At 73.5% G+C, this 18,508-nt stretch carries 19 protein-coding genes; 9 read left to right on the forward strand and 10 right to left on the reverse strand.

Annotated features, from left to right (window positions below; translation table 11 throughout):
• Positions 1–27 precede the first annotated feature (27 nt).
• Positions 28–606, reverse strand: a complete 579-nt coding sequence (locus CRP51_RS24600) for a TetR/AcrR family transcriptional regulator (protein ID WP_097233526.1) — start codon at positions 604–606, stop codon at positions 28–30.
• 97 nt (positions 607–703) lie between these two features.
• On the opposite strand from CRP51_RS24600, the gene CRP51_RS24605 reads away from it, so the two are divergent.
• Positions 704–1,294: a dihydrofolate reductase family protein gene (locus CRP51_RS24605; protein WP_097233527.1), complete on the forward strand. Its 591-nt coding sequence runs from the start codon at positions 704–706 to the stop codon at positions 1,292–1,294.
• On the opposite strand, the gene CRP51_RS24610 is transcribed toward CRP51_RS24605, so the two are convergent.
• A complete protein-coding gene (locus tag CRP51_RS24610; protein ID WP_097233528.1) occupies positions 1,272–3,098 on the reverse strand; it encodes an ABC transporter ATP-binding protein in 1,827 nt (608 codons plus the stop codon). The two genes, CRP51_RS24605 and CRP51_RS24610, sit on opposite strands and share 23 nt — an antisense overlap.
• A gap of 184 nt (positions 3,099–3,282) precedes the next feature.
• Complete coding sequence (locus tag CRP51_RS24615) at positions 3,283–4,122, reverse strand: helix-turn-helix transcriptional regulator (protein ID WP_097233529.1); 840 nt, start codon at positions 4,120–4,122, stop codon at positions 3,283–3,285.
• Between the two features lie 268 nt (positions 4,123–4,390).
• On the opposite strand from CRP51_RS24615, the gene CRP51_RS24620 reads away from it, so the two are divergent.
• Positions 4,391–5,338 (forward strand): SDR family oxidoreductase, encoded by a 948-nt coding sequence (locus tag CRP51_RS24620; protein WP_097233530.1) that lies wholly within the window; start codon positions 4,391–4,393, stop codon positions 5,336–5,338.
• A gap of 32 nt (positions 5,339–5,370) precedes the next feature.
• On the opposite strand, the gene CRP51_RS24625 is transcribed toward CRP51_RS24620, so the two are convergent.
• The gene (locus CRP51_RS24625; protein ID WP_097233531.1) at positions 5,371–7,635 is read right to left on the reverse strand and encodes an MMPL family transporter; all 2,265 of its coding nucleotides are present in this window, start codon (positions 7,633–7,635) and stop codon (positions 5,371–5,373) included.
• 282 nt (positions 7,636–7,917) lie between these two features.
• Between CRP51_RS24625 and CRP51_RS24630 the strand changes: the two genes are divergently transcribed.
• Positions 7,918–8,688 (forward strand): SGNH/GDSL hydrolase family protein, encoded by a 771-nt coding sequence (locus CRP51_RS24630; protein WP_097233532.1) that lies wholly within the window; start codon positions 7,918–7,920, stop codon positions 8,686–8,688.
• Positions 8,689–8,730: 42 nt separating this feature from the next.
• On the opposite strand, the gene CRP51_RS24635 is transcribed toward CRP51_RS24630, so the two are convergent.
• The 3 genes from CRP51_RS24635 to CRP51_RS24645 all read right to left on the reverse strand — a co-directional run bounded on the left by CRP51_RS24635 (position 8,731) and on the right by CRP51_RS24645 (position 10,552).
• Positions 8,731–9,435 carry a hypothetical protein gene (locus CRP51_RS24635; protein ID WP_097233533.1) on the reverse strand — a complete coding sequence of 235 codons (705 nt, stop codon included), beginning with the start codon at positions 9,433–9,435 and terminating at the stop codon, positions 8,731–8,733.
• A gap of 6 nt (positions 9,436–9,441) precedes the next feature.
• Positions 9,442–9,900, reverse strand: coding sequence for a SigE family RNA polymerase sigma factor (locus CRP51_RS24640; RefSeq protein WP_439333213.1), 459 nt, complete (start codon positions 9,898–9,900; stop codon positions 9,442–9,444).
• Between the two features lie 91 nt (positions 9,901–9,991).
• The gene (locus CRP51_RS24645; protein WP_097233535.1) at positions 9,992–10,552 is read right to left on the reverse strand and encodes a hypothetical protein; all 561 of its coding nucleotides are present in this window, start codon (positions 10,550–10,552) and stop codon (positions 9,992–9,994) included.
• A gap of 517 nt (positions 10,553–11,069) precedes the next feature.
• Between CRP51_RS24645 and CRP51_RS24650 the strand changes: the two genes are divergently transcribed.
• From CRP51_RS24650 to mnhG, 6 genes are read left to right on the forward strand one after another with little or no spacing between them, the layout of a single operon-like run.
• On the forward strand, positions 11,070–13,931 hold the full coding sequence (locus CRP51_RS24650; protein ID WP_170970664.1) for a Na+/H+ antiporter subunit A: 2,862 nt from the start codon (positions 11,070–11,072) through the stop codon (positions 13,929–13,931).
• Positions 13,928–14,359, forward strand: a complete 432-nt coding sequence (locus CRP51_RS24655) for a Na(+)/H(+) antiporter subunit C (RefSeq protein ID WP_097233537.1) — start codon at positions 13,928–13,930, stop codon at positions 14,357–14,359. The genes CRP51_RS24650 and CRP51_RS24655 overlap by 4 nt, the downstream gene beginning before the upstream one ends.
• Positions 14,356–15,855 (forward strand): Na+/H+ antiporter subunit D, encoded by a 1,500-nt coding sequence (locus CRP51_RS24660; RefSeq protein WP_097233538.1) that lies wholly within the window; start codon positions 14,356–14,358, stop codon positions 15,853–15,855. Before CRP51_RS24655 ends, CRP51_RS24660 begins: the two co-directional genes overlap by 4 nt.
• Positions 15,852–16,406, forward strand: a complete 555-nt coding sequence (locus CRP51_RS24665; RefSeq protein WP_097233539.1) for a Na+/H+ antiporter subunit E — start codon at positions 15,852–15,854, stop codon at positions 16,404–16,406. Before CRP51_RS24660 ends, CRP51_RS24665 begins: the two co-directional genes overlap by 4 nt.
• Positions 16,403–16,669 carry an MrpF/PhaF family protein gene (locus CRP51_RS30050; protein WP_097233540.1) on the forward strand — a complete coding sequence of 89 codons (267 nt, stop codon included), beginning with the start codon at positions 16,403–16,405 and terminating at the stop codon, positions 16,667–16,669. The genes CRP51_RS24665 and CRP51_RS30050 overlap by 4 nt, the downstream gene beginning before the upstream one ends.
• Positions 16,670–16,682: 13 nt before the next feature.
• The gene (gene mnhG / locus CRP51_RS24675) at positions 16,683–17,075 is read left to right on the forward strand and encodes a monovalent cation/H(+) antiporter subunit G (protein WP_097233541.1); all 393 of its coding nucleotides are present in this window, start codon (positions 16,683–16,685) and stop codon (positions 17,073–17,075) included.
• 38 nt (positions 17,076–17,113) lie between these two features.
• On the opposite strand, the gene CRP51_RS24680 is transcribed toward mnhG, so the two are convergent.
• The 3 genes from CRP51_RS24680 to CRP51_RS24690 all read right to left on the reverse strand — a co-directional run bounded on the left by CRP51_RS24680 (position 17,114) and on the right by CRP51_RS24690 (position 18,153).
• Positions 17,114–17,320, reverse strand: a complete 207-nt coding sequence (locus CRP51_RS24680) for a hypothetical protein (protein ID WP_097233542.1) — start codon at positions 17,318–17,320, stop codon at positions 17,114–17,116.
• 186 nt (positions 17,321–17,506) lie between these two features.
• Positions 17,507–17,908 (reverse strand): DNA-binding protein, encoded by a 402-nt coding sequence (locus tag CRP51_RS24685; protein WP_097233543.1) that lies wholly within the window; start codon positions 17,906–17,908, stop codon positions 17,507–17,509.
• On the reverse strand, positions 17,905–18,153 hold the full coding sequence (locus CRP51_RS24690; RefSeq protein ID WP_097233544.1) for a type II toxin-antitoxin system CcdA family antitoxin: 249 nt from the start codon (positions 18,151–18,153) through the stop codon (positions 17,905–17,907). Before CRP51_RS24690 ends, CRP51_RS24685 begins: the two co-directional genes overlap by 4 nt.
• Between the last annotated feature and the right edge of the window lie 355 nt (positions 18,154–18,508).

Consider the following 18,508-nt stretch of genomic DNA (forward strand, 5'->3'; position numbering starts at 1 on the left):
GGTGGTCGGCCGTCTCGGGCCGGCCGGTCAGGCCGCCCCGACCACGCGGTCGACCGCGGCGCGGATCAGCTCGGCGCGCTCCGTCTCGTCGAACACCTCGGGCAACGTGAGCTGTTCGACGATCAGCCAGTTGTAGGCGCAGATCAGCAGCTTGACCGCGGTGGCGTCGCCGGGGAGGCCGGAGGCCTCCTGCGCCGCGACGTTGTGCGCGATGTCGGCGCGCACCCGTTCGGTGAGCAGCCGGCGCAGCTCGGGGCGGCGGGTGGCCTCCAGACGCAGTTCGAGGAAGGCGAGATAGCCGCTGCGGAAGCCGCTGACCCGGGCGACGAGGTCGCTCATCAGCTCCGCGTACCGCTCGGTGTCGGCGGGCCCGGACTGGTGCGCGGCGACGGTGGCCTCGTCGGGCACGAGCCGTTCGTAGACCCGGGAGCCGGCCTGGGTGAGGAGTTGGTCGCGGTTGGCGAAGTAGTTCGAGGTCGTGCCGCCCGGCACCCCCGCCTCGGCGTCCACGGCGCGGAAGGTGAGCCCGCGCGCCCCCTGGGCGGCCAGCACCTCGATCGCGGCGTCGAGGAGGGCCGCCCTCCGCTCGTCGTTTCTGCGCACCATTGACACCACTCCAGTTGTAGTACTACATTCAAACCACTCCAGCCAGAGTACTTCTGGTGGAGCGGTCACGACAAGGCAGCGACAGGCGGGAGCCCCCATGCGCAAGCTTGTTTACTACTTCGCGAACTCCCTCGACGGGCGGATCGCGGGCCCCGGCGGGGAGTTCGACTTCTACTACGCGGGCGACGAGAAGCAGGCCGCCGCCTACTCGGCCTGGATGATCGAGCGGTTTCCGGAGACCGTTCCCACCGCCTACCGCGAGCAGGTCGGCGTCACCGACGCGGAGAACCGGCGGTTCGACACCGTGCTGATGGGGCTCGGCAGCTACGAGCCCGGCCTCCGCGAGGGGCGGCCGAGCCCCTACGCCCACCTGCGGCAGTACGTGATCTCCCGCAGCCTGCCGGAGAACCCGGAGGCCGGGATCACCGTGGTCCGCGAGGACCCGGTCGGCCTGGTGCGGGCGTTGAAGCGGGAGGAGTCGGACAAGGACATCTGGCTCTGCGGCGGCGGGAAGCTCGCCGGGACGCTGCTGCCCGAGATCGACGAGCTGGTGATCAAGAGCTATCCGGTCGTCGCGGGCGCCGGAGTGCCGATGGTGGACGGGGGGTTCGACCCGACGGTCTTCACCGTCACCGACCGGCGGTCGTTCGACGGCGGGGTGATCGTCAGCTGGCTGGCCCGGCGGTGACGTCGACGACGGGGACGTCGGCCGCCTCTTCGCGCCCCCCGTGTTCACCGCGCTCCGCGAGGAACTGCGTGGCGGCCAGCTCGGCATACAGCCCGCTGGCCGCCACCAGCTCCGCGTGGGTGCCGACCGCCCGGACCCGGCCGGCCTCCAGGACCACGATCCGGTCCGCGGAGGTCACCGTCGAGAGCCGGTGCGCGACCACCAGCACCGTGGTGCGGCGGGCCACGTCGGCCACCGTGTCGCGCAGCGCCGCCTCGTTGACCGCGTCCAGCTGCGAGGTCGCCTCGTCCAACAGCAGCAGCCTGGGCTGACGCAGCAACGCCCGTGCGATGGCGACCCGTTGGCGTTCGCCGCCGGAGAGCTTGGTGCCGCGATGGCCCACCACCGTCTCCAGCCCCTCGGGCAGCCGCTCGACCAGCGACGTCAGCCGCGCCGTGCGCAGCGTCTCCTCCAGCGCCGCGTCGGAGGTCTCGGGCGCGCCGAAGAGCAGGTTGTCCCGGAGGGTCCCGGAGAGCACCGGCGCGTCCTGCTCGACATAGCCGATCGCCGCCCGCAGCTCGGCCAGGTCCCACTCGCGCACGTCGCGGCCGTCGAGCAGCACCCGGCCCTCGGTCGCGTCGTAGAACCGCTCGATCAGGGAGAAGACCGTGGTCTTGCCCGCCCCGGAAGGCCCGACGAACGCCGTCATCCCGCGCGCCGGCACATGGAAGTCCACCCCGTGGTGCACGGCCGGCAGCTCGGGCGCGTAGCGGAAGCGCACGCCCTCGAACGTCACCGCCGCCGGCGCCCCGCCGGCCGGGCGCGGCCGCCCCTCGGAGACCGGCTCCGCCGGCATCGCCCACACCTCGCGGATCCGGCTGATCGCCGCCGAGCCGACCTGGTACTGGGTGACGGCGGTGACCACTTCCTGCAGCGGGGAGATCAGGTAGAACACGTAGAGCAGGAAGGCCACCAGGGTGCCGATGTCGATCGTCCCCGTCGCCACGCGCGCGCCGCCGACCGCCAGCACGGTGAGGAACGCGCCCTGGACGGCCAGGCCCATCGTGTTCCCCGCGATCGCGCCCCACTTGGCGGAGGTGACGCTGGCCCGCCAGGACCGCTCCGCCGCCTCGTGCACGGTGCGCTCCTCCCGCGCCTCGGCGCCGGCCGCCTTCACCGTGCGCAGCGCGCCCAGCACCCGCTCCAGGCTGGCGCCCATGTCGCCGACGGACTGCTGCGCGCGCTTGCTGGCGCGGTTGATCAACGGGGCGATGAAGCCGATGACCACGCCGGCCACGGCTATCACGCCGAGCGTGACGGCCAGCAGCACCGGATCGACGAGGGCCATCATCACCAGCGTCGCCACCAGCGTGAGCCCGCCCGTGCCGAGGCCGATCAGCGACTGGGTGGTCATCGCGCGCAGCAGCGTGGTGTCGGAGGTGGCGCGGGAGAGCAGGTCGCCCGGCTCGCTGCCGTCCACGGCGGAGACGCGCAGCCGCAGCAGATAGGAGGTCAACGAACGGCGCGCGGTCAGCACCACGGACTCGGCGGTGCGCGACAGCACGTAGTAACCGAGGGCGCCGAGCGCCGCGTTGGTCACCACCAGACCGGTGAGCAGGAACAGCTCCCGGGCGATCCCGCCGTCGTCGTCCAGGCTCTCGATGAGCGAACGGGCCACCAGCGGCAGCGCGAGCCCGGTGGCCCCGGTGATCAGCGACAGCGTGGCGCCGAGCAGCAACGCCCAACGGTGCGGGCGGACATACCCCAGCAGCACCCGCCAGGCCGAGCCCTCCTGGGCGCGCGTCTCCGTGGCCGGCTCCGACATCCTCGCGCTCCCCCCGGGCATGGTCGTCCCCCTCACGTAGTCAGAACGCACGGCGGCCCCCGAAGGTTGCTCCCGCTCCGCCCCCGCCGGCGGCGGACCGGGCCCGGCGACGGGAGGGGACGGCCCGGGTGAGCGGGCGACGGCGTCCCGGCGGACGGCCGGGGCCGGGGCCGGGGCCGGGGCCCTAGGGGGCGAGGCGCGGGCCGACCACGGACAGCAGCTGGAGGCGTTCGTAGCTCTCCGTGCCGGGCTCCGCCGTGTAGACGAGGAGCCGGTGCGACTGGTCGAGGTCGAGCAGCGACTGGCAGTTCAGCTCCAGCAGCCCGACCTCCGGGTGGACGAAGCGCTTGACCGTGTCCGGTCGCACCCCGACCCGGTGTTCGTCCCACAGCGCGCGGAACTCCTCGCTCCGCGGGTACAGCAGCTCCGCCAGGCGCGCGGCCCTGGAGTCGGGGCCGCGCAGGCCGGCGATCTCGCGCAGGCCGCAGCCGAAGAGCCGGGAGAGCGCCGGATGGTCCTCCGGCGCGTAGAGCTGCCGGGAGGCCGGGTCGGTGAACCAGCGGTAGCCGATGCTGCGCTCCGGCCCGGTGAACCGGGTGGTGTCGCCGGTCAGGGCGACGCCCAGCGGGGTCTGGCGCAGCGTCTCCCCCAGCTCCGTGACGATCTCTGCGGGGGTGTCGCCCAGCCGGTCGAGGATGCGCAGCATCCCGGGGCTGACGTGGTCGCTGGCCGCGCCCCTGGGCGGCGGGTTGTGGCCGGCCAGCCGGAAGAGGTGGTCGCGCTCGACGACGGAGAGGTGCAGTCCCTGGGCGATGGACGCGATCATGTCGGGCGAGGGCTGCGGTCCCCGTTCCCGTTCGAGCCGGGCGTAGTAGTCGGTCGACATGTGGCAGAGGAAGGCGACCTCCTCGCGCCGCAGCCCGTCGGTCCTGCGCCGCCGGCCGCGCGGCAGCCCGACGTCCTCCGGCTGGAGCGACTCGCGCCGCCGCCGCAGGAACGCCGCGAGCCCGGTCCTGTCGATCACCCGCGTGCTCCCCGCTCCCGTGTCGTGCCGACGCGCGTCGGCGGTGTCTCCGCCTTTGTACCGCCGGAACGGTGCGGCAGCCACGGCCCGCCGATCCCCCCTTCGCGGCACGCCGGCCGCTCGCGCCCGCCGAGCGGTGGACTCGCGCCCGCCGAGCGGTGGATCAGCGGAACAGCGGATCGACAGGTCCTGGATGTCGTCGGCCCGCTCGCCGACGGTGGAGTCGGGACGACACGTCCGCACCGCGAGACCCGCCAGGAGGAGCCCCATGGCCCGCACCACGCCCTCGTTCACCGTTCCCGACCTCTCCGGCGGGCGAGCAGTCGTCACCGGGGGCAGCGACGGCATCGGTCTCGGCATCGCGAAGCGGCTCGCCGCCGCCGGGGCCGAGGTCGTGCTGCCGGTGCGCGATCCGCGCAAGGGCGAGGCGGCGCTGGCCTCGATCCGGGAGGACGTCCCCGACGCCGAGGTCTCGCTCCGCCGGCTGGACCTCGCCTCGCTCGCCTCGGTGGTGGAACTGGCCGGGACGCTGCGGGACGAAGGGCGCCCGATCCGGTTGCTGATCAACAACGCGGGCGTGATGACCCCGCCCGCACGGCGGACCACCGCCGACGGGTTCGAGCTCCAGTTCGGCACCAACCACCTCGGGCACTTCGCGCTGGTCACCCGGCTGCTGCCGCTGCTGAGGGCCGGCCGGGCGCGGGTGACCTCGCAGATCAGCGTCGCGGCCAACCGGCACTCCCTGAACTGGTCCGACCCGCAGTGGGAACGCGCGTACCGGGCCTTCCCCGCCTACAGCCAGTCCAAGATCGCGCTCGGGCTCTTCGGTCTGGCGCTCGACCGCCGCAGCCGGGCCGAGGGGTGGGGCCTCACCAGCAACCTCTCCCACCCGGGTGTCGCCCCGACCAGCCTGCTGGCGGCCCGCCCCGAGACGGGCCGCGAGCGGGACGGCCTCGACGTGCGGCTGATCCGGGCGCTGTCGGCGCGGGGCCTCGTCGTCGGCACGGTCGACAGCGCGCGGCTACCCGCGCTGTACGCCGCCACCTCGCCCGACGCGCTGGGCGGCCGGCTCTACGGCCCGAGCGGCCTGGGCCATCTGGGCGGGCCGCCCGCCGAGCAGCGGATGTTCCGCCGGCTGCGCGACGAGGAGGAGGCCGAGCGGGTGTGGCGGCTCTCCGAGGAGCTGGTCGACGGGGCGCTGCGCGCCGCGCGCTGACCCGCGCCCCCGTGGCGCGGGTCGGCGCGGGCTCACTCGGGACGGGTCGCGGACGACAGCGGCGCCGGGGCCTCGGGCCGGGTCGTCGTCGGCGCGCCGGCGGCCGGCCCCTCGTGCAGGCCGAAGCGGTCGTGCACGCGGCGCAGCGCGGGCGGCGCCCACCACATCGCCTCGCCGCCCAGCCTCATCGCGGCGGGCAGCAGCGCGCCCCTGATCAGCGTCGCGTCCATCAGCACGGCCAGCGGCAGGCCGACGCCCAGCGCCTGCATGAAGGAGATCTCCGAGATCAGGAACGCGAGGAAGACCACCGAGAGCGCGACGGCCGCCGCCGTCACGATCCGGCCCACGCGCTCCAGTCCGACGGCGACCGCCGTGGTGGGGTCGGCACCGCCCTCGTACTCCTCGCGGATCCGGGAGAGCAGGAAGACCTGGTAGTCCATGCCGAGTCCGAAGGCGCAGGCGAAGAGGAGCACGGGAACCGTGGAGACCACCTCGCCGGTGACGGTGAAGCCCAGCAGCCCGGAGAGATGACCGTCCTGGAAGCCCCAGACCAGCACGCCGAACGCGGCCGTCAGCCCGAGCGCGCTCAGCAGCATCGCGACGAACGGCAGCAACACGCTGCCGGTCAGCAGGAAGAGCAGCACCACCATCGCGGCCAGCAGCGTCAGCCCGGCGACCGGCAGCCGGTCCAGGATGCTGTCCGTGCTGTCCATGGCCACCGCGACCCGGCCGCCCACCTCGGCCTCGCCCGGCGCCTCCACCGCGCGGGCGGCCTCCACCAGGTCCTCCAGCGCGCTGTTGCCGACCGCTTCCGGGACCACCTGCAACGAGGTGGCGCCGCCGTCGGCGGAGACCATCCCCGCGTGCGCGGGACCGGGTTCGGCTACCGGCACGCCGTCCACGTAGGAGCCGGTCGCGGCGTCCACCCGGGAGACGTCGGCCAGCCGGGACAGCTCCGCCGCGTAGGCGGCGAGTCGGTCGGTGTTCTCCTCCGGCGGCAGCGAGGGGAGCACCACGGAGAGCGCGTCGGACTCGCCCGCGTCGAAGTCGGCCCGCAGCTCCTCGGCGACCTGCCGGCCCGCCGAGGACTCCGGCAGCCCGCGCTCGTCGGCGCTGCCCAGCTTGATGTCGAGGAACGGGGCCCCGAGGACCAGCAGAAGCAGCGTGCCCAGCGTGGCGACCGGCACCGCCCGGCGCATCACCACCGAGGCCAGCCGGTGCCAGAACCCGTTCTCCACCGCGTCCCCGGCCGCGGAGCCGCCGCGCCGCCGCGGCATCCGCCCGGCGTTGGCGCGCGACCCGAGCACGGCCAGCAGCACCGGCAGCACCGTCAACGTGACCAGGGCGGTCAGCAGCGAGACCGCGATCCCCGCGTACGCCATGGAACGCAGCGCCAGCGCCGGGAACCAGGCGAGGCTGGCCAGGGTGACGGCGACGGTCACCGCGGAGAAGATCACGGTGCGGCCGGCGGAGAGCATCATCAGCCGTATCGCCTCGGCCTGCTCCCGGCCGGCCGCCAGCTCCTCCCGGTAGCGGTTGACCATCAACAGGCTGTAGTCCACGGCCAGTCCCAGACCGAGCACGGTGACCACGTTCACCGCGAAGACCGACAGGTCCGTCACGCCCGCCAGCGCCCACAGCAGTCCCAGCGTCAGCAGGATCGTGACGACGCCCACGGCCAGCGGCAGCGCGGCGGCCAGCAGGCTGCCGAAGACGGCGATCAGCACGATCAGCAGCAGCGGGAACGCGAGCAGTTCGCCGCGGATCGCGTCACGTTCACTCAGCTCGCTCAGCTCCTGGTTGATGACGGCCGGCCCGCCGAAGACGATCTCGACGCCCGCCGCCACCTCGCCCTCGTACGTGGGCTCCAGGTCGGCCAGCCGCTTGCCCGCCTCCGTCTCGTCGCCCTCGACCGCCGCGAGCACCAGTGCCGCTCCGCCGTCCTCGGCGCGCAGCCCGGGGGCGGGCGCCTCGTCCCAGTAGGAGACGACCTGCGCCACCCCGTCCTCGGCCGCCAGCCGCGCCGCGAGGTCGGCGCCGTACGCGGCCACGCCCGGGTCGTCCACGCCGTCCTCGGCGCGGACCAGCAGCACCAGGTTCAGCTCCTCGCGTCCGAAGCGCTCCGCCAGGGCGTCGGCCGCCCGGCTGGACTCGGCCGCCGGGTCGTTGAAGCCGCCGCCCTTCAGCCGGTCGAAGAGCACCCCTCCGGTGCCGGCGCCGGCCAGCGCCAGCACCACAGCCACCAGCAGTACGGCGCGGCGCCGCCGCAGCAGCACAGCGCCCAGTCGTCCCAACATGCCAGCTCCGCTCCCCAGGTGTTCGTTTCGCCTGCCCCTACGACGGACCCGGCCGCCGAGGCTGTGACACGAAACGCGCCGGCGCGGCGAATGAGACCTGGATCACGGCCTCCTCGTCACGACGCCGCGTCAACGAGGGGCGACGAGCTGACCGATTCGCCCCGTTGAGCGGAGCGTGGGGCGGCGGGAGGATGGGAGGCGGCCACCGGGTGGGGCTGAGCGCGGCGTCACGGGACGGGTCGCGCGCCGGCGGTTTCCCAGCCCTACCCTGGAGCAGCCCCCATGCGCACGCGTGTCCGAAACCCCCGGCCGATCGTGGCCATCCCCGCACTGCTCGCCCTGGTCGGCGCCCTGCTGCTGACCCTGCTCGCCTCCCCCGCGCGGGCCGCGGGACCGTCCGCCCCGGCCGCCGAGCCGACCCGGATCATGGCGCTCGGCGACTCGATCACCGGCTCGCCCGGCTGCTGGCGCGCCCTGCTCTGGCAGGACCTGCGGGACGCCGGCTACGCCGACGGCGTCGACTTCGTCGGCTCCCGCACCCCCGACGGCTGCGGCTTCGACTTCGACGGCGAACACGAGGGCCACGGCGGCATCCTCGCCACCGGCATCGTCCGCGACGGCCTGCTGCCCGGCTGGATGGCCGGCGCCGACCCCGACGTGGTGATGATGACCCTGGGCACCAACGACGTGTGGAGCGGGCTGTCCACGGAGGCCGTGCTGGAGGCCTACACGACGATGGTCGGCCAGATGCGCGCCCACAACCCGGAGGTCCGGGTGCTGGTCGCGCAGATCCTGCCGATGGACCCCAACGGCTGCGCCGACTGCGGCGGCGGAGTGGTCGAGCTGAACGCGGCGATCCCCGGCTGGGCCGCCGCGCTGTCCACGGGCGGGTCCCCGTTGACCGTGGTCGACCTGTGGACCGGCTTCGACACGGCGACCGACACGGCGGACGGCGTCCACCCCAACGACTCCGGCATCCGCAAGATGGCCGACACCTGGTATCCGGCGCTGACCGGCGTGTTGGACGACCTGGGACCGGCGACGGTTCGCTGACACCGGCGTGCGGCCGGCGGGCCGGCCGCGCACCGGCGGGCGTCAGGGGAATGACGGCCACCGCCGCTCGTCGAAGGGCTCGCCCTCGGCGTCGTAGGCCACGACCCGGTAGCCGTCGGACAGGTCGGGCAGCCGCTCGGGGTCGAGGAACCACACGCCCCAGTCGGCTCCCTCCAGCGCCACCACGGTCGCCTCGTAGGTCGTCGTGGTCTCCTCGGAGACCACCTCGACCCGCGAGGGCCTGCCCTCCCCGAGCCGCCACGACCCGCTGACGGCCAGCGGGACGCCCTGTTCGGTGGTGATGTCGAGGCTGAGGCTCTCCGGGTTGATGCTGTCGCCGACGACGCCCCTGGCCTCGTCGGCGGCCTCCTCGAAGGTGTCCGGCTCGGTGAAGAAGTAGTTCTGCCGCCCCTCCGCGAGCAGGCCGAGCACCAGGTCGTCGTTGACCACCACCGGTTCCTCGGGCCCGACCTCCCGCACCTCTCCCGGCGAGGTGGCGACGGGCGGGTCGGTGACGCTCTCCTCCCCGTCCTGGCCGCCGTTCTCTCCGCCCCACCAGGCGGGGGCGGTCGCGAGCACGACGGCGAGCACGCCCGCCGCCCCGGCGCCCCCCAGCGCCAGCGCACGCCGGCGCGCCCTGAGCTTCCGCCCCCGGCGGACGATGCTGTCGACGGGAGCCGGGCCGGCCTCCATCCGCTGCGCCGCCCGGCGCAGCTCCACGAGGAACGTGTCCTCCTCATCCGCCACGGCTGGTCACCTCCTGCTCCCTTCCGGACGCAGCACGCGAACGGCCGGGTCGGCACGCAGCTTCTCCAAGCCACGCGCCGCCCGGCTGCGTACGGTGCCGAGCCGGACCCCCAACAGCGTCGCCACCTCGGTCTCGGTGCGGTCCTCGACATAACGCAGGACGACGGCGGCACGTTGCCGTGCCGGGAGCCTTCGCAGTGCGTGCGCCAACACGTCGCGGGCCAGCACCTGTTCGGTCCGGTCGCGATCGCTCCGCTCCGGAAACCGGGTGGTCAGCCATTCGAACACCCGAAGCCCGCGGACACGGTCCCGATGGGCGTTGATCATGATGCGCCACGCGTAGGCGTCCGGATCGTTCGCCTGCGCGACACGGTGCCACTGGGCGTAGGACTTGGCCAGCGCCACCTGCACCAGGTCTTCCGCGTCGTGGTGGTGGCCGGTCAGGAGGTACGCCGTGCGCAGCATCCGGGGCCACCGGCTGACCGCGAAGCTCCTGAACTCGGCCTCGTGGGCCTCGGATGTTCGAGTCATGTGGGGGTGTGGGTCGTGAGCGGACTCAGAAGCCGGTCGCGATCTCGATCTCGTCGATCACGTCGCCGTCGGCGTCGCTGGCGGTGATGGTGAAGGCGTCGCCCTCGACGCCGGCGGCGACCGGGTCGAAGTAGTAGGTGCCCCAGCCGTCCACGTCCTCCAGCGCCACCGGCTGCGCGTAGTAGCCGAAGTCGGCGCCCTCGGCGACGATCTCGATGTGCGGCACGCCCTCGTCGAGGCGCCAGGCCCCGGTGATCAGCTCGACCTGGCCGTCCACGGAGGAGACGCCGGCGCTGATGCTGTTCGGGCGGATGTCGTCGCCGACCAGTTCCCTGGCCGACTCGACCGCCTCGTCGAAGGCGGCCGGGTCGGAGACGACGTAGTTCTGCTTGCCCTCGGGGAGCAGGCCCATCACGTTCTCGGCGTTGATCTCCACCGCCTCGTAGGGCGCGACCTCGATCAGGTCCATCCCACCGAGCGTCTCCACCTCGCCCGCGTGCGCGGTCGGGGAGAACAGGAGCGCGGCCCCGGCGACGGCGACGCCGCTCGCCAGCAGGGTGCGCCTCAGGGTGGTGGTGACGGTCATGAACCCCTCCAGAGGGTCTCGTCGTTGGTCTGTCGTACCTCAGACGTGACCTCTGGCCCGAACCTATCCCCTGCCCGACGGACTCTTCTCCGACGGTGTCCCCCCACCGGTGCCGGCCCCCGGCCGCGGGCCGGGCCTGGGCCCCGGCTGACCGGGACCCGGCTGGTCCGGGCCCGGCGGTCGCGGCGGTACGGGGTCGGGCGGCGGCGCGGGCTTCGGGGGAACGGGGTCCGGCTCGGGCCCCGGCCTCGGCGTGCTCATCGGGCACCCTCCCTCGACGACGGGCGGACGCCCCGGGTACCCCGCCTCCGGCCCCCCAAACGGCGCCGCCCTCCGGCCGGCGACACGCGACACGCGACCGGAGCACGCTGTGCGCGGTTGCGCGGGCTCGGCCCGGGATGATCGAAACCGTGCCATTCCGTCAGGAAGCCCCCGGATCGGTGGCGTGGCGGTTTCACCGAGGACGCCTCGGGCACGCGCCGGGAAGTCGCGAAACCATAACGAAGGAGGGCGGAAGGTGCTCGCACTCTTCGCCCTGCACGCGGTGGTCGCCGCGTTTCTCCCCTGGCTCGCCGCCCGCGCGCCCCGCGCCGCCTGGTATGTCGCGGCGCTGCCGCCGCTGGCCGCCGTCGGGTGGGCCGGGTGGCACACCTCGGCGGTGCTGGACGGGCGGACGCTGAACGAGACGCTGTCCTGGGCGCCGGCGCTCAACCTCACGATCGAGCTGCGGCTCGACCCGCTCTCGCTGCTGATGGTCTATGTGGTCAGCGGTGTCGGCGCCCTGGTGCTGCTGTACTGCGCGCGCTATCTGCCGGGGGCCGGCCGGGAGGCGGCGCTGCTGCTGCTCTTCGCCGGCGTGATGTTCGGGCTGGTCACGGCCGACCAGTTGATCGCCCTCTATGTCTTCTGGGAGTTGACCAGTGTCATCTCCTTCCTGCTGATCTCCGGCCGGAGCGAGGGTTCCGACCACCGCAGGGCGGCCGAGCAGGCGCTGCTGACCACGGCGGCCGGCGGGCTGGCGATGCTCTTCGGCTTCATCCTGCTGGGCGCCGAGGCCGGCACCTACCGGGTCTCCGAGCTGGTGGCCGACCCGCCGAGCGGCGGGCTGACGTGGCTGGCGGCGACGTTGATCCTGCTGGGGGCGTTCGCCAAGTCGGCGCAGATCCCGTTCTCCGCCTGGCTGCCGGCCGCGATGGTGGCGCCGACGCCGGTCTCGGCGTATCTGCACGCGGCGGCGATGGTGAAGGCCGGCGTCTACCTGGTGGCGCGGCTGACGCCGGCGCTGGAGGGCGTCGGGCCCTGGCGGCCCGCGGTGCTGGCGGTCGGGCTGACGACGATGGTGGTCGCGGCCTGGCGCGCGCTGCGGCAGAACGACCTGAAGCTGCTGATCGCGTACGGCACGGTCAGCGAACTCGGCATGTTGATCGCCCTGTTGGGCGCCGGGACCCGCACCTCGGCACTGGCCGGGGAGGAAATGCTGCTGGCGCACGCCGCGTTCAAGTCCTCGCTGTTCCTGACCGTGGGCGTGGTGGAGAAGACCACCGGCACCCGGGATCTGACCCGGCTCTCCGGCGTGGGGCGGCGGCTGCCGCTGCTCGCGGTGGCGGCGACGGTCTCGGCCGCCTCGATGGCGGGGCTGCCGCCGCTGGTCGGCTATCTCGGCAAGGAGGCGGCGTTCGACGGGCTGTGGCACGCGCCGTTCGCCGGCGGCGTGTGGGCGGTCGCCGGGATGGCGCTCGGCTCGCTGCTGACGGTGGCGTACTCGGCGCGGTTCGTGTGGGGCGCGTTCGCCCGCAAGCCGGGCATCCCCGAGACGGAGCCGGGGCCGGCGGCGCTCGGGCTGCTGTGGCCGATCTGCCTGCTGGCCGCCGCGGCGCCCGTGCTCGGCGTCTGGTACGCGGGCACCGCGCGGCTGGTCGAGCCGTACGCGGACACCCCGGGGCTGATGGTCGGCGAGGGGCACGCCTACGCGGTGAAGCTGTGGCACGGCGTCACCGCCCCCCTGGTGCTCTCCGTGACGATGATCGTGCTGGGGCTGGTGCTGCACCAGGCCCGGCTGCCGGTGGAGCGCGTCCGCCGCCGGATGCCGAGGCTGCCGGACAGCCAGCGCGGCTACGACCTGACGGTGCACGGCGTCGACCACGCGGCGACCTGGCTGACCCGGCACACCCAGGTCGGTTCGCTGCCCTTCTACCTGACGGTGCTGCTGGTCACCGTCGTCGCGGTGCCCGGAGGCACGCTGCTCTCCCACCCACCGGACTGGCCGGAGGTCGTCGGCTGGCACTCGCTGATGGAACTCCCCCTCGGCGTCGTGGTGTTGAGCGCGCTGGGCGGTCTGGTGGTGGCCCGGCACCGGCTGACGGCGGTGCTGCTGGTCGGCGCGGTCGGCTACGGGGTGGCCGGGCTCTTCCTGGTGCAGGGCGCTCCGGACCTGGCGCTGACGCAGTTCCTGGTGGAGACGCTGACCCTGGTGATCTTCGTGCTGGTGCTGCGGAGGCTGCCGTCCAACTTCACGCCGGAGCGCCCCTCCTCGCGCGGTCGGCTGCTGCGGGCCGGGGTGGCGCTGGCCGCGGGCGGCTGCGTGGCGTACTTCGCGGTCTCGGCGACAGCGGCGGGGAACTCCCTGGAGCTGTCGGAGACCATCGTCGAGCGGGCCCCGGAGACCGGCGCCTACAACGCGGTCAACGCGCTGCTGGTGGACTTCCGCGCGCTGGACACCCTGGGCGAGATCAGCGTGCTGCTGGTGACGGCGATCGGCGCCGGCTCGCTGCTCGGCTACCGCTCCTCGCGCCGACAGTGGCCGACGGGCCCGCGGGACGGCAGCCGGGCGGCGCGCGCGTTCCGCGGCATCCACTGGGACGTGCCGCGCGAGCCGTGGCTGCCGGAGGCGGACGAGCTGCCGAGGCGGGACCGTTCGCTGCTGCTTGAGGTGGTGGTGCGCGCGCTGTTCCCCGCCGTGCTGGTGCTCTCCGTCTATCTGCTCTTCGCCGGCCACTACCGGCCCGGCGGCGGCTTCGCCGGCGGGCTGGTCGCCGGGCAGGCGTTCACCCTGCGGTACCTGGTGGGCCGCCGCGCGGAGGCCGCGTTCCCGCTGCCGATCACCCCGCGGGCGGTGGCCGGCGGCGGGCTGGCGCTGGCGGCGCTCGTCGCGCTCGCTCCGCTGGCCTTCGGCCGGCCGCCCCTCTACAGCGCCTCGTTCGAGCTGGCGATCCCGCTGCTCGGTGACCTCAAGGTGGTGACCAACGTCTTCTTCGATCTCGGCGTCTACCTGCTGGTGCTGGGCGTCTGCCTGAAGCTGCTCTTCGCCCTCGCCCAGGCCAGGGACGCCGGCGACACCCTGGTGCCCTACCACGAGCGGCCGCGGGGGGTGCGCGGATGACCACCCTCGACCTGGTGATGGCGCTGGTCGTCGGCGGTCTCTTCGCCGCCGGCTTCTATCTGCTGCTGGACCGTTCGCTGATGCGGGTGCTGCTCGGCGTGATCGTGCTGGGCCACGCCGCCAACCTGTTGCTGCTCCTGACCGGCGGCCCGCCGGGGATGCCGCCCGTGGTGGCGGAGGGGGACGACACGGAGCGCTACGCCGACCCGCTGCCGCAGGCCATGGCGTTGACCGCGATCGTGATCACGTTCGGCATCACGACGCTGCTGCTGGCGCTGGTGCACCGGGCCTGGCAGTTGGACGGGCACGACGAGGTGCGGGACGACGTCGAGGACCGCCGGATCGGCACCGTCGAGGACCGGGAGGAGAGCGGCCCGCCGCTGCCCACCGACCGGGACCACGAGCCGGGAGGGGGAAGCGGCCGATGACCGCCTGGCTCCTGGTCGCGCCCATGCTGCTGCCGGTGCTCGCCGCCGGGGTCTCGTTCACCCTCTCCGGCAGCCGGCCGGCCCAACAGCTGCTGGGCGTCGTGGTGTTGACGCTGGTGCTGGCCGACTCCGTGGCACTGCTGGTGATGGCGGAACGGGACGGCCCGACGGCCGCGACGCTCGGCGGCTGGCCGGCGCCGCTGGGCATCACGCTGCTGGCCGACCGGCTCTCCGCGCTGCTGCTGATGGTCTCGGTGGCGGTGGCGCTCGCGGTGCTGGTCTTCTCCATCGGGCAGGGCTTCGCGGACTCGGGGCGCTCCTCGCCGTTCGCGTTCCACCCGGCGTATCTGCTGCTGACCGGCGGCATCTGCCTGGCGTATCTCGCGGGCGACCTGTTCAACCTGTTCGTCGCCTTCGAGATGATGCTGACCTCCTCCTACGTGCTGATCACGCTGGGCGCCGGCTCGGGCCGCATCCGCGCGGGGATGACGTACACCATCACCAGCCTCGCCTCCTCGCTGCTCTTCCTCACCACGATCGCCCTGTGCTACGCGGCGACCGGCACGGTCAACCTCGCCGACCTCAGCCGGAAGATGGAGGACGTGCCGGGCGGCCTGGTCTCCGCGTTGAGCGTGCTGCTGCTGGTGGTCTTCGGCATCAAGGCGGCCGCCGTCCCCCTGCACTTCTGGCTCCCCGACAGCTATCCGACGGCGCCCGCGCCCATCACCGCGGTCTTCGCCGCGCTGCTGACGAAGGTCGGCGTCTACGCGATGGTCCGCACCCAGACGCTGCTCTTCCCCCGCGAGGAGACATGGACGCTGCTGGCCGTCGCCGCGATCCTCACGCTGCTGCTCGGCGTCCTGGGCGCGGTCGCGCAGGACGACATCAACCGCCTGCTCTCCTTCGTGCTGGTCAGCCACATCGGCTTCATGCTCTTCGGCCTGGCGCTCTTCGACGTGCCGGGGCTGACCGGGACCGTGCTGTACACCGTGCACCACATCGCCGTGCAGGCCGGGCTGTTCCTGGTGGCGGGCATCGTGGTGCGGCTCGCGGGCACGGCCTCGCTGAAACGGCTGGCCCGCTCCGCGCCCCCGCCGCCGGTGGTCGCCGGGCTCTTCCTGATCCCGGCGCTCAGTCTGGCCGGCATCCCGCCGACCTCGGGGTTCGTCGCCAAGTTCGTGCTGCTCCAGGCCGGCGGCGAGCACGGCGGCGCGGTGCCGGCGCTGATCGCCGCCGCGCTGGTGACCAGCCTGCTCACCCTCTACGCGATGGCCAGGCTGTGGCGCGCCGTCTTCTCCGCGGGCCCCGAGCGCCCGCCGCCGAGCCGCTACCCGGGCAACGTGCTGATCCTCGGCGCCGCCGCCGGCATCGTGCTGACCGGTGTGGGGATCGCGGTCGGCGCCGGGGAGCTGGGCCGGATAAGCGAACGCGCGGCGCACGACCTGCTGGAACGCGACGGCTACCGCGAGGCGGTGCTGGGAGAGGAGGCGGGGTGACCGGCCGACGCGCGCGCCTGCGCCAGCGGGCGAACACGGTGCTGTGGCTGTGGGTGCTGTGGCTGCTGCTGTGGGGCGGGGTGCGACCGGTGCCGCTGGTCGGCGGGCTGCTGGTGGCCGTCGGCGTGGTCGCCCTCTTCGGCCTGCCCCCGGTCCGCCGGCCCCGGCTGCGCCGGCCGCTGCGGCTGCTGGGGCTGATCGGGACGCTGCTGACGGAGCTGGTGACCTCGTCGGTGCTGGTGGCGTGGGAGGCGGTGCGCAAGGGCCCGAAGGTGCCGACCGGCATCGTCGAGGTGCCGTTGCGCACCGACAGCGAGCTGCTGATGGTCTCCACCTCGCTGCTGAGCCTGATGGTGCCCGGCTCCCTGGTGCTGGAGATGGACAGGGAACGGCGGCTGCTCTACATCCACGCGCTGCCGGTGCGCGGCCGCGCCGACGCGGAGCGCCGCAGGCGCGAGGTGGCGGCCGTGGAACGGCGGCTGACGCGCGCCTTCACCGAGCAGCCGCACGACACGGCGGCCGGGTCCGCCGGAACGGGAGGTGGCACATGACCACGGTGGCCAACATCGCGCTCGTCCTGGTCAGCCTGGCCGGGCTGCTGGCCGTGGGGCGGCTGGCGGCGGGGCCGGGGGCGCTGGACCGGGTGGTGGCGCTGGACGCGCTGGTCACCCTGACGGTGGTGGGCGCGGTCCTCGGCACCCTCGCGCGTTCGGACACCACCACCGGCTATGTGCTGGTGGTCCTGTCGCTGCTGGGCTTCGTCGGGTCGATCGCCTCGGCCCGGCTGATCGAGCGCCGCGAGGACATGCGGTGAGGGGGCAGACGCGATGAGCGACGTGGTCGTCGACGTGGTCTCCGCCGTGCTGATGCTGGTCGGCGCCGGGTTCTGCCTGCTCAGCGGCATCGGTCTGGTGCGGTTCCCGGACACGGTCTCGCGGCTGCACGCCGCGTCCAAGGCGCAGACCCTCGGGGTGCTGCTGGTGGTGCTCGGGGCGGTCCTCCAGACCCCGGCCGGCAAGGCGCCCTCACTGCTGCTGATCGCGCTGTTCTCCCTGCTCACGGCGCCGGTCACGGGCCATATCGTGGCCCGGATCGCCTATCGCACGGACGCGGTGGAGCGCCGCCGGGTCGTCCTCGACGAGCTGGCGACCAGGCTGGTGGACGAACGCCCCGCGGAGGGCCGCCGTCCGGACGACCGGGAGCCGCCGGCCCCCCGCTGAACGGGGCGGCCGGCGGCTCCCGGTGCGTTGCCGCGCGCTCAGAGCCGCGCGGTGACGAACTGCTCGAACCCCTGCACGCAGTCCCCGCAGTGCCCCTCGTGCACGACGCCCTCACACAGCTCCGGCCGGGGCCCGCCGTCGGGGCGCGTCATGTCCTTCCCACACAGCGCGACAAAACTGGCCTTCGGCGTGACATGCCAGTTCCGGTGACCCTGCGCGTTCACTTCGGCTCGCATCTCATGCATCGCGGGAGCATCCTCTCGGCGGTTCACGGTTCTCATGGAAGGCGTGCCTCTATGTGTGGGCCGGTCGGCGGTGTGACCACCGTTTCGCCTCGCCCAGGTGGCAACGTCCCTTAAACCGTGACATAGGTGACCAAAGATCGCCTGTTGGGATGTATTGCCCCGCGGAGCTCGGGTGAGGTAGGGCGTTCAGACGCGTACGAGCCGCACCCGGTCGCCGCAGAGCCGACGCATGTCGCCCACGTCCGAGGTGAGCATCGCGACCGGCCCCGGCTGGCGGCAGGCGACCTCCGCGACGGTCGCGTCGACCGCGTGCCGGTGGCCGCCCAGCCCCGCCTCCCGCAGCAACTGCGCGGCGGCCCTGGCGGTCCGCGCCGTCACGGGCTCCACCCGCGCCTGCGACAGGACCCAGGACAGACGGGACAGGTTGATCCTGCCGTGCCCCACCTCCACGATGGTGTTGGCGCCGACGACGACCTCGGCGCCCATTCCGTGGAACGCCCGCAGGACGGCGAGGACTTCACGGTCCTGGGCGATCCAGGCCGACAGCCCCTGGCTGTCCAGAACCAGGGTCTCGAACCGCGAGTTCACGCCGCGTCCGCCCCCGAACCGACACCGGCGTCGCCGAAGATCCTCTCGCGCGCCGCGTCCATCTCCGCTTCGGAGAACGCCCCGTGCTCCTCCTCATACCGCCGCAGGTCCTCACCGAGCAACTGGTGTCGAAGCTGGCGCGCCACGGCCTCCGCGATGTACCCGGAAACGTTGTCGGTGAGCCTCTTCAGCTCCTCCACCTGCTCCGTGGGAAGCGTGACCGTGATCCTCCTGGTACCAGACATACCGACCAGCTTACCGCAGTATGCGCCCCTCGCCGGCCGCGCGGGGCGCGATAGTCGGCCGCGGCCCGCCACCCCCGCACCGCGCCGTTCCCCGCGCCCCCAAGCCCGCACCGGACCGCACACGCCCACCCCAGCAGGGGCGCGGGGAACCGCGCGAACAACCACACACCCGCCGCACGCCGACAGCCCACCTAGGTCGCCTCGTTTGGATCTTCGCGGGGGCGCGACGCCAGCTACGGCACCTCGCTGCGTTACCGAATCGCGCGAATACGACCAAGTATGAGCTGCGATCCGGCGCCTTGCGATGCACCGCATCTGACGCCGCGCCCTGATCCACGAAGATCCAAACGAGACG

Origin of the sequence: Streptomyces zhaozhouensis, from assembly GCF_900230195.1 — a bacterium.
GTDB classification, from domain to species: Bacteria; Actinomycetota; Actinomycetes; order Streptomycetales; family Streptomycetaceae; genus Streptomyces; species Streptomyces zhaozhouensis.

Excerpts from the sequence above, each read along its gene's own strand:
- CRP51_RS24660 (WP_097233538.1), top strand. The coding sequence starts at position 14,356 with ATGACCGCCTGGCTCCTGGTCGCGCCCATGCTGCTGCCGGTGCTCGCC.
- CRP51_RS24640 (WP_439333213.1), bottom strand. The coding sequence starts at position 9,900 with ATGCTGCGCACGGCGTACCTCCTGACCGGCCACCACCACGACGCGGAA.
- CRP51_RS24690 (WP_097233544.1), bottom strand. The coding sequence starts at position 18,153 with ATGTCTGGTACCAGGAGGATCACGGTCACGCTTCCCACGGAGCAGGTG.
- CRP51_RS24630 (WP_097233532.1), top strand. The coding sequence starts at position 7,918 with ATGCGCACGCGTGTCCGAAACCCCCGGCCGATCGTGGCCATCCCCGCA.
- CRP51_RS24680 (WP_097233542.1), bottom strand. The coding sequence starts at position 17,320 with ATGCATGAGATGCGAGCCGAAGTGAACGCGCAGGGTCACCGGAACTGG.
- CRP51_RS30050 (WP_097233540.1), top strand. The coding sequence starts at position 16,403 with ATGACCACGGTGGCCAACATCGCGCTCGTCCTGGTCAGCCTGGCCGGG.
- CRP51_RS24645 (WP_097233535.1), bottom strand. The coding sequence starts at position 10,552 with ATGACCGTCACCACCACCCTGAGGCGCACCCTGCTGGCGAGCGGCGTC.
- CRP51_RS24605 (WP_097233527.1), top strand. The coding sequence starts at position 704 with ATGCGCAAGCTTGTTTACTACTTCGCGAACTCCCTCGACGGGCGGATC.
- CRP51_RS24620 (WP_097233530.1), top strand. The coding sequence starts at position 4,391 with ATGGCCCGCACCACGCCCTCGTTCACCGTTCCCGACCTCTCCGGCGGG.
- CRP51_RS24600 (WP_097233526.1), bottom strand. The coding sequence starts at position 606 with ATGGTGCGCAGAAACGACGAGCGGAGGGCGGCCCTCCTCGACGCCGCG.
- CRP51_RS24625 (WP_097233531.1), bottom strand. The coding sequence starts at position 7,635 with ATGTTGGGACGACTGGGCGCTGTGCTGCTGCGGCGGCGCCGCGCCGTA.
- CRP51_RS24610 (WP_097233528.1), bottom strand. The coding sequence starts at position 3,098 with ATGTCGGAGCCGGCCACGGAGACGCGCGCCCAGGAGGGCTCGGCCTGG.
- mnhG (WP_097233541.1), top strand. The coding sequence starts at position 16,683 with ATGAGCGACGTGGTCGTCGACGTGGTCTCCGCCGTGCTGATGCTGGTC.
- CRP51_RS24655 (WP_097233537.1), top strand. The coding sequence starts at position 13,928 with ATGACCACCCTCGACCTGGTGATGGCGCTGGTCGTCGGCGGTCTCTTC.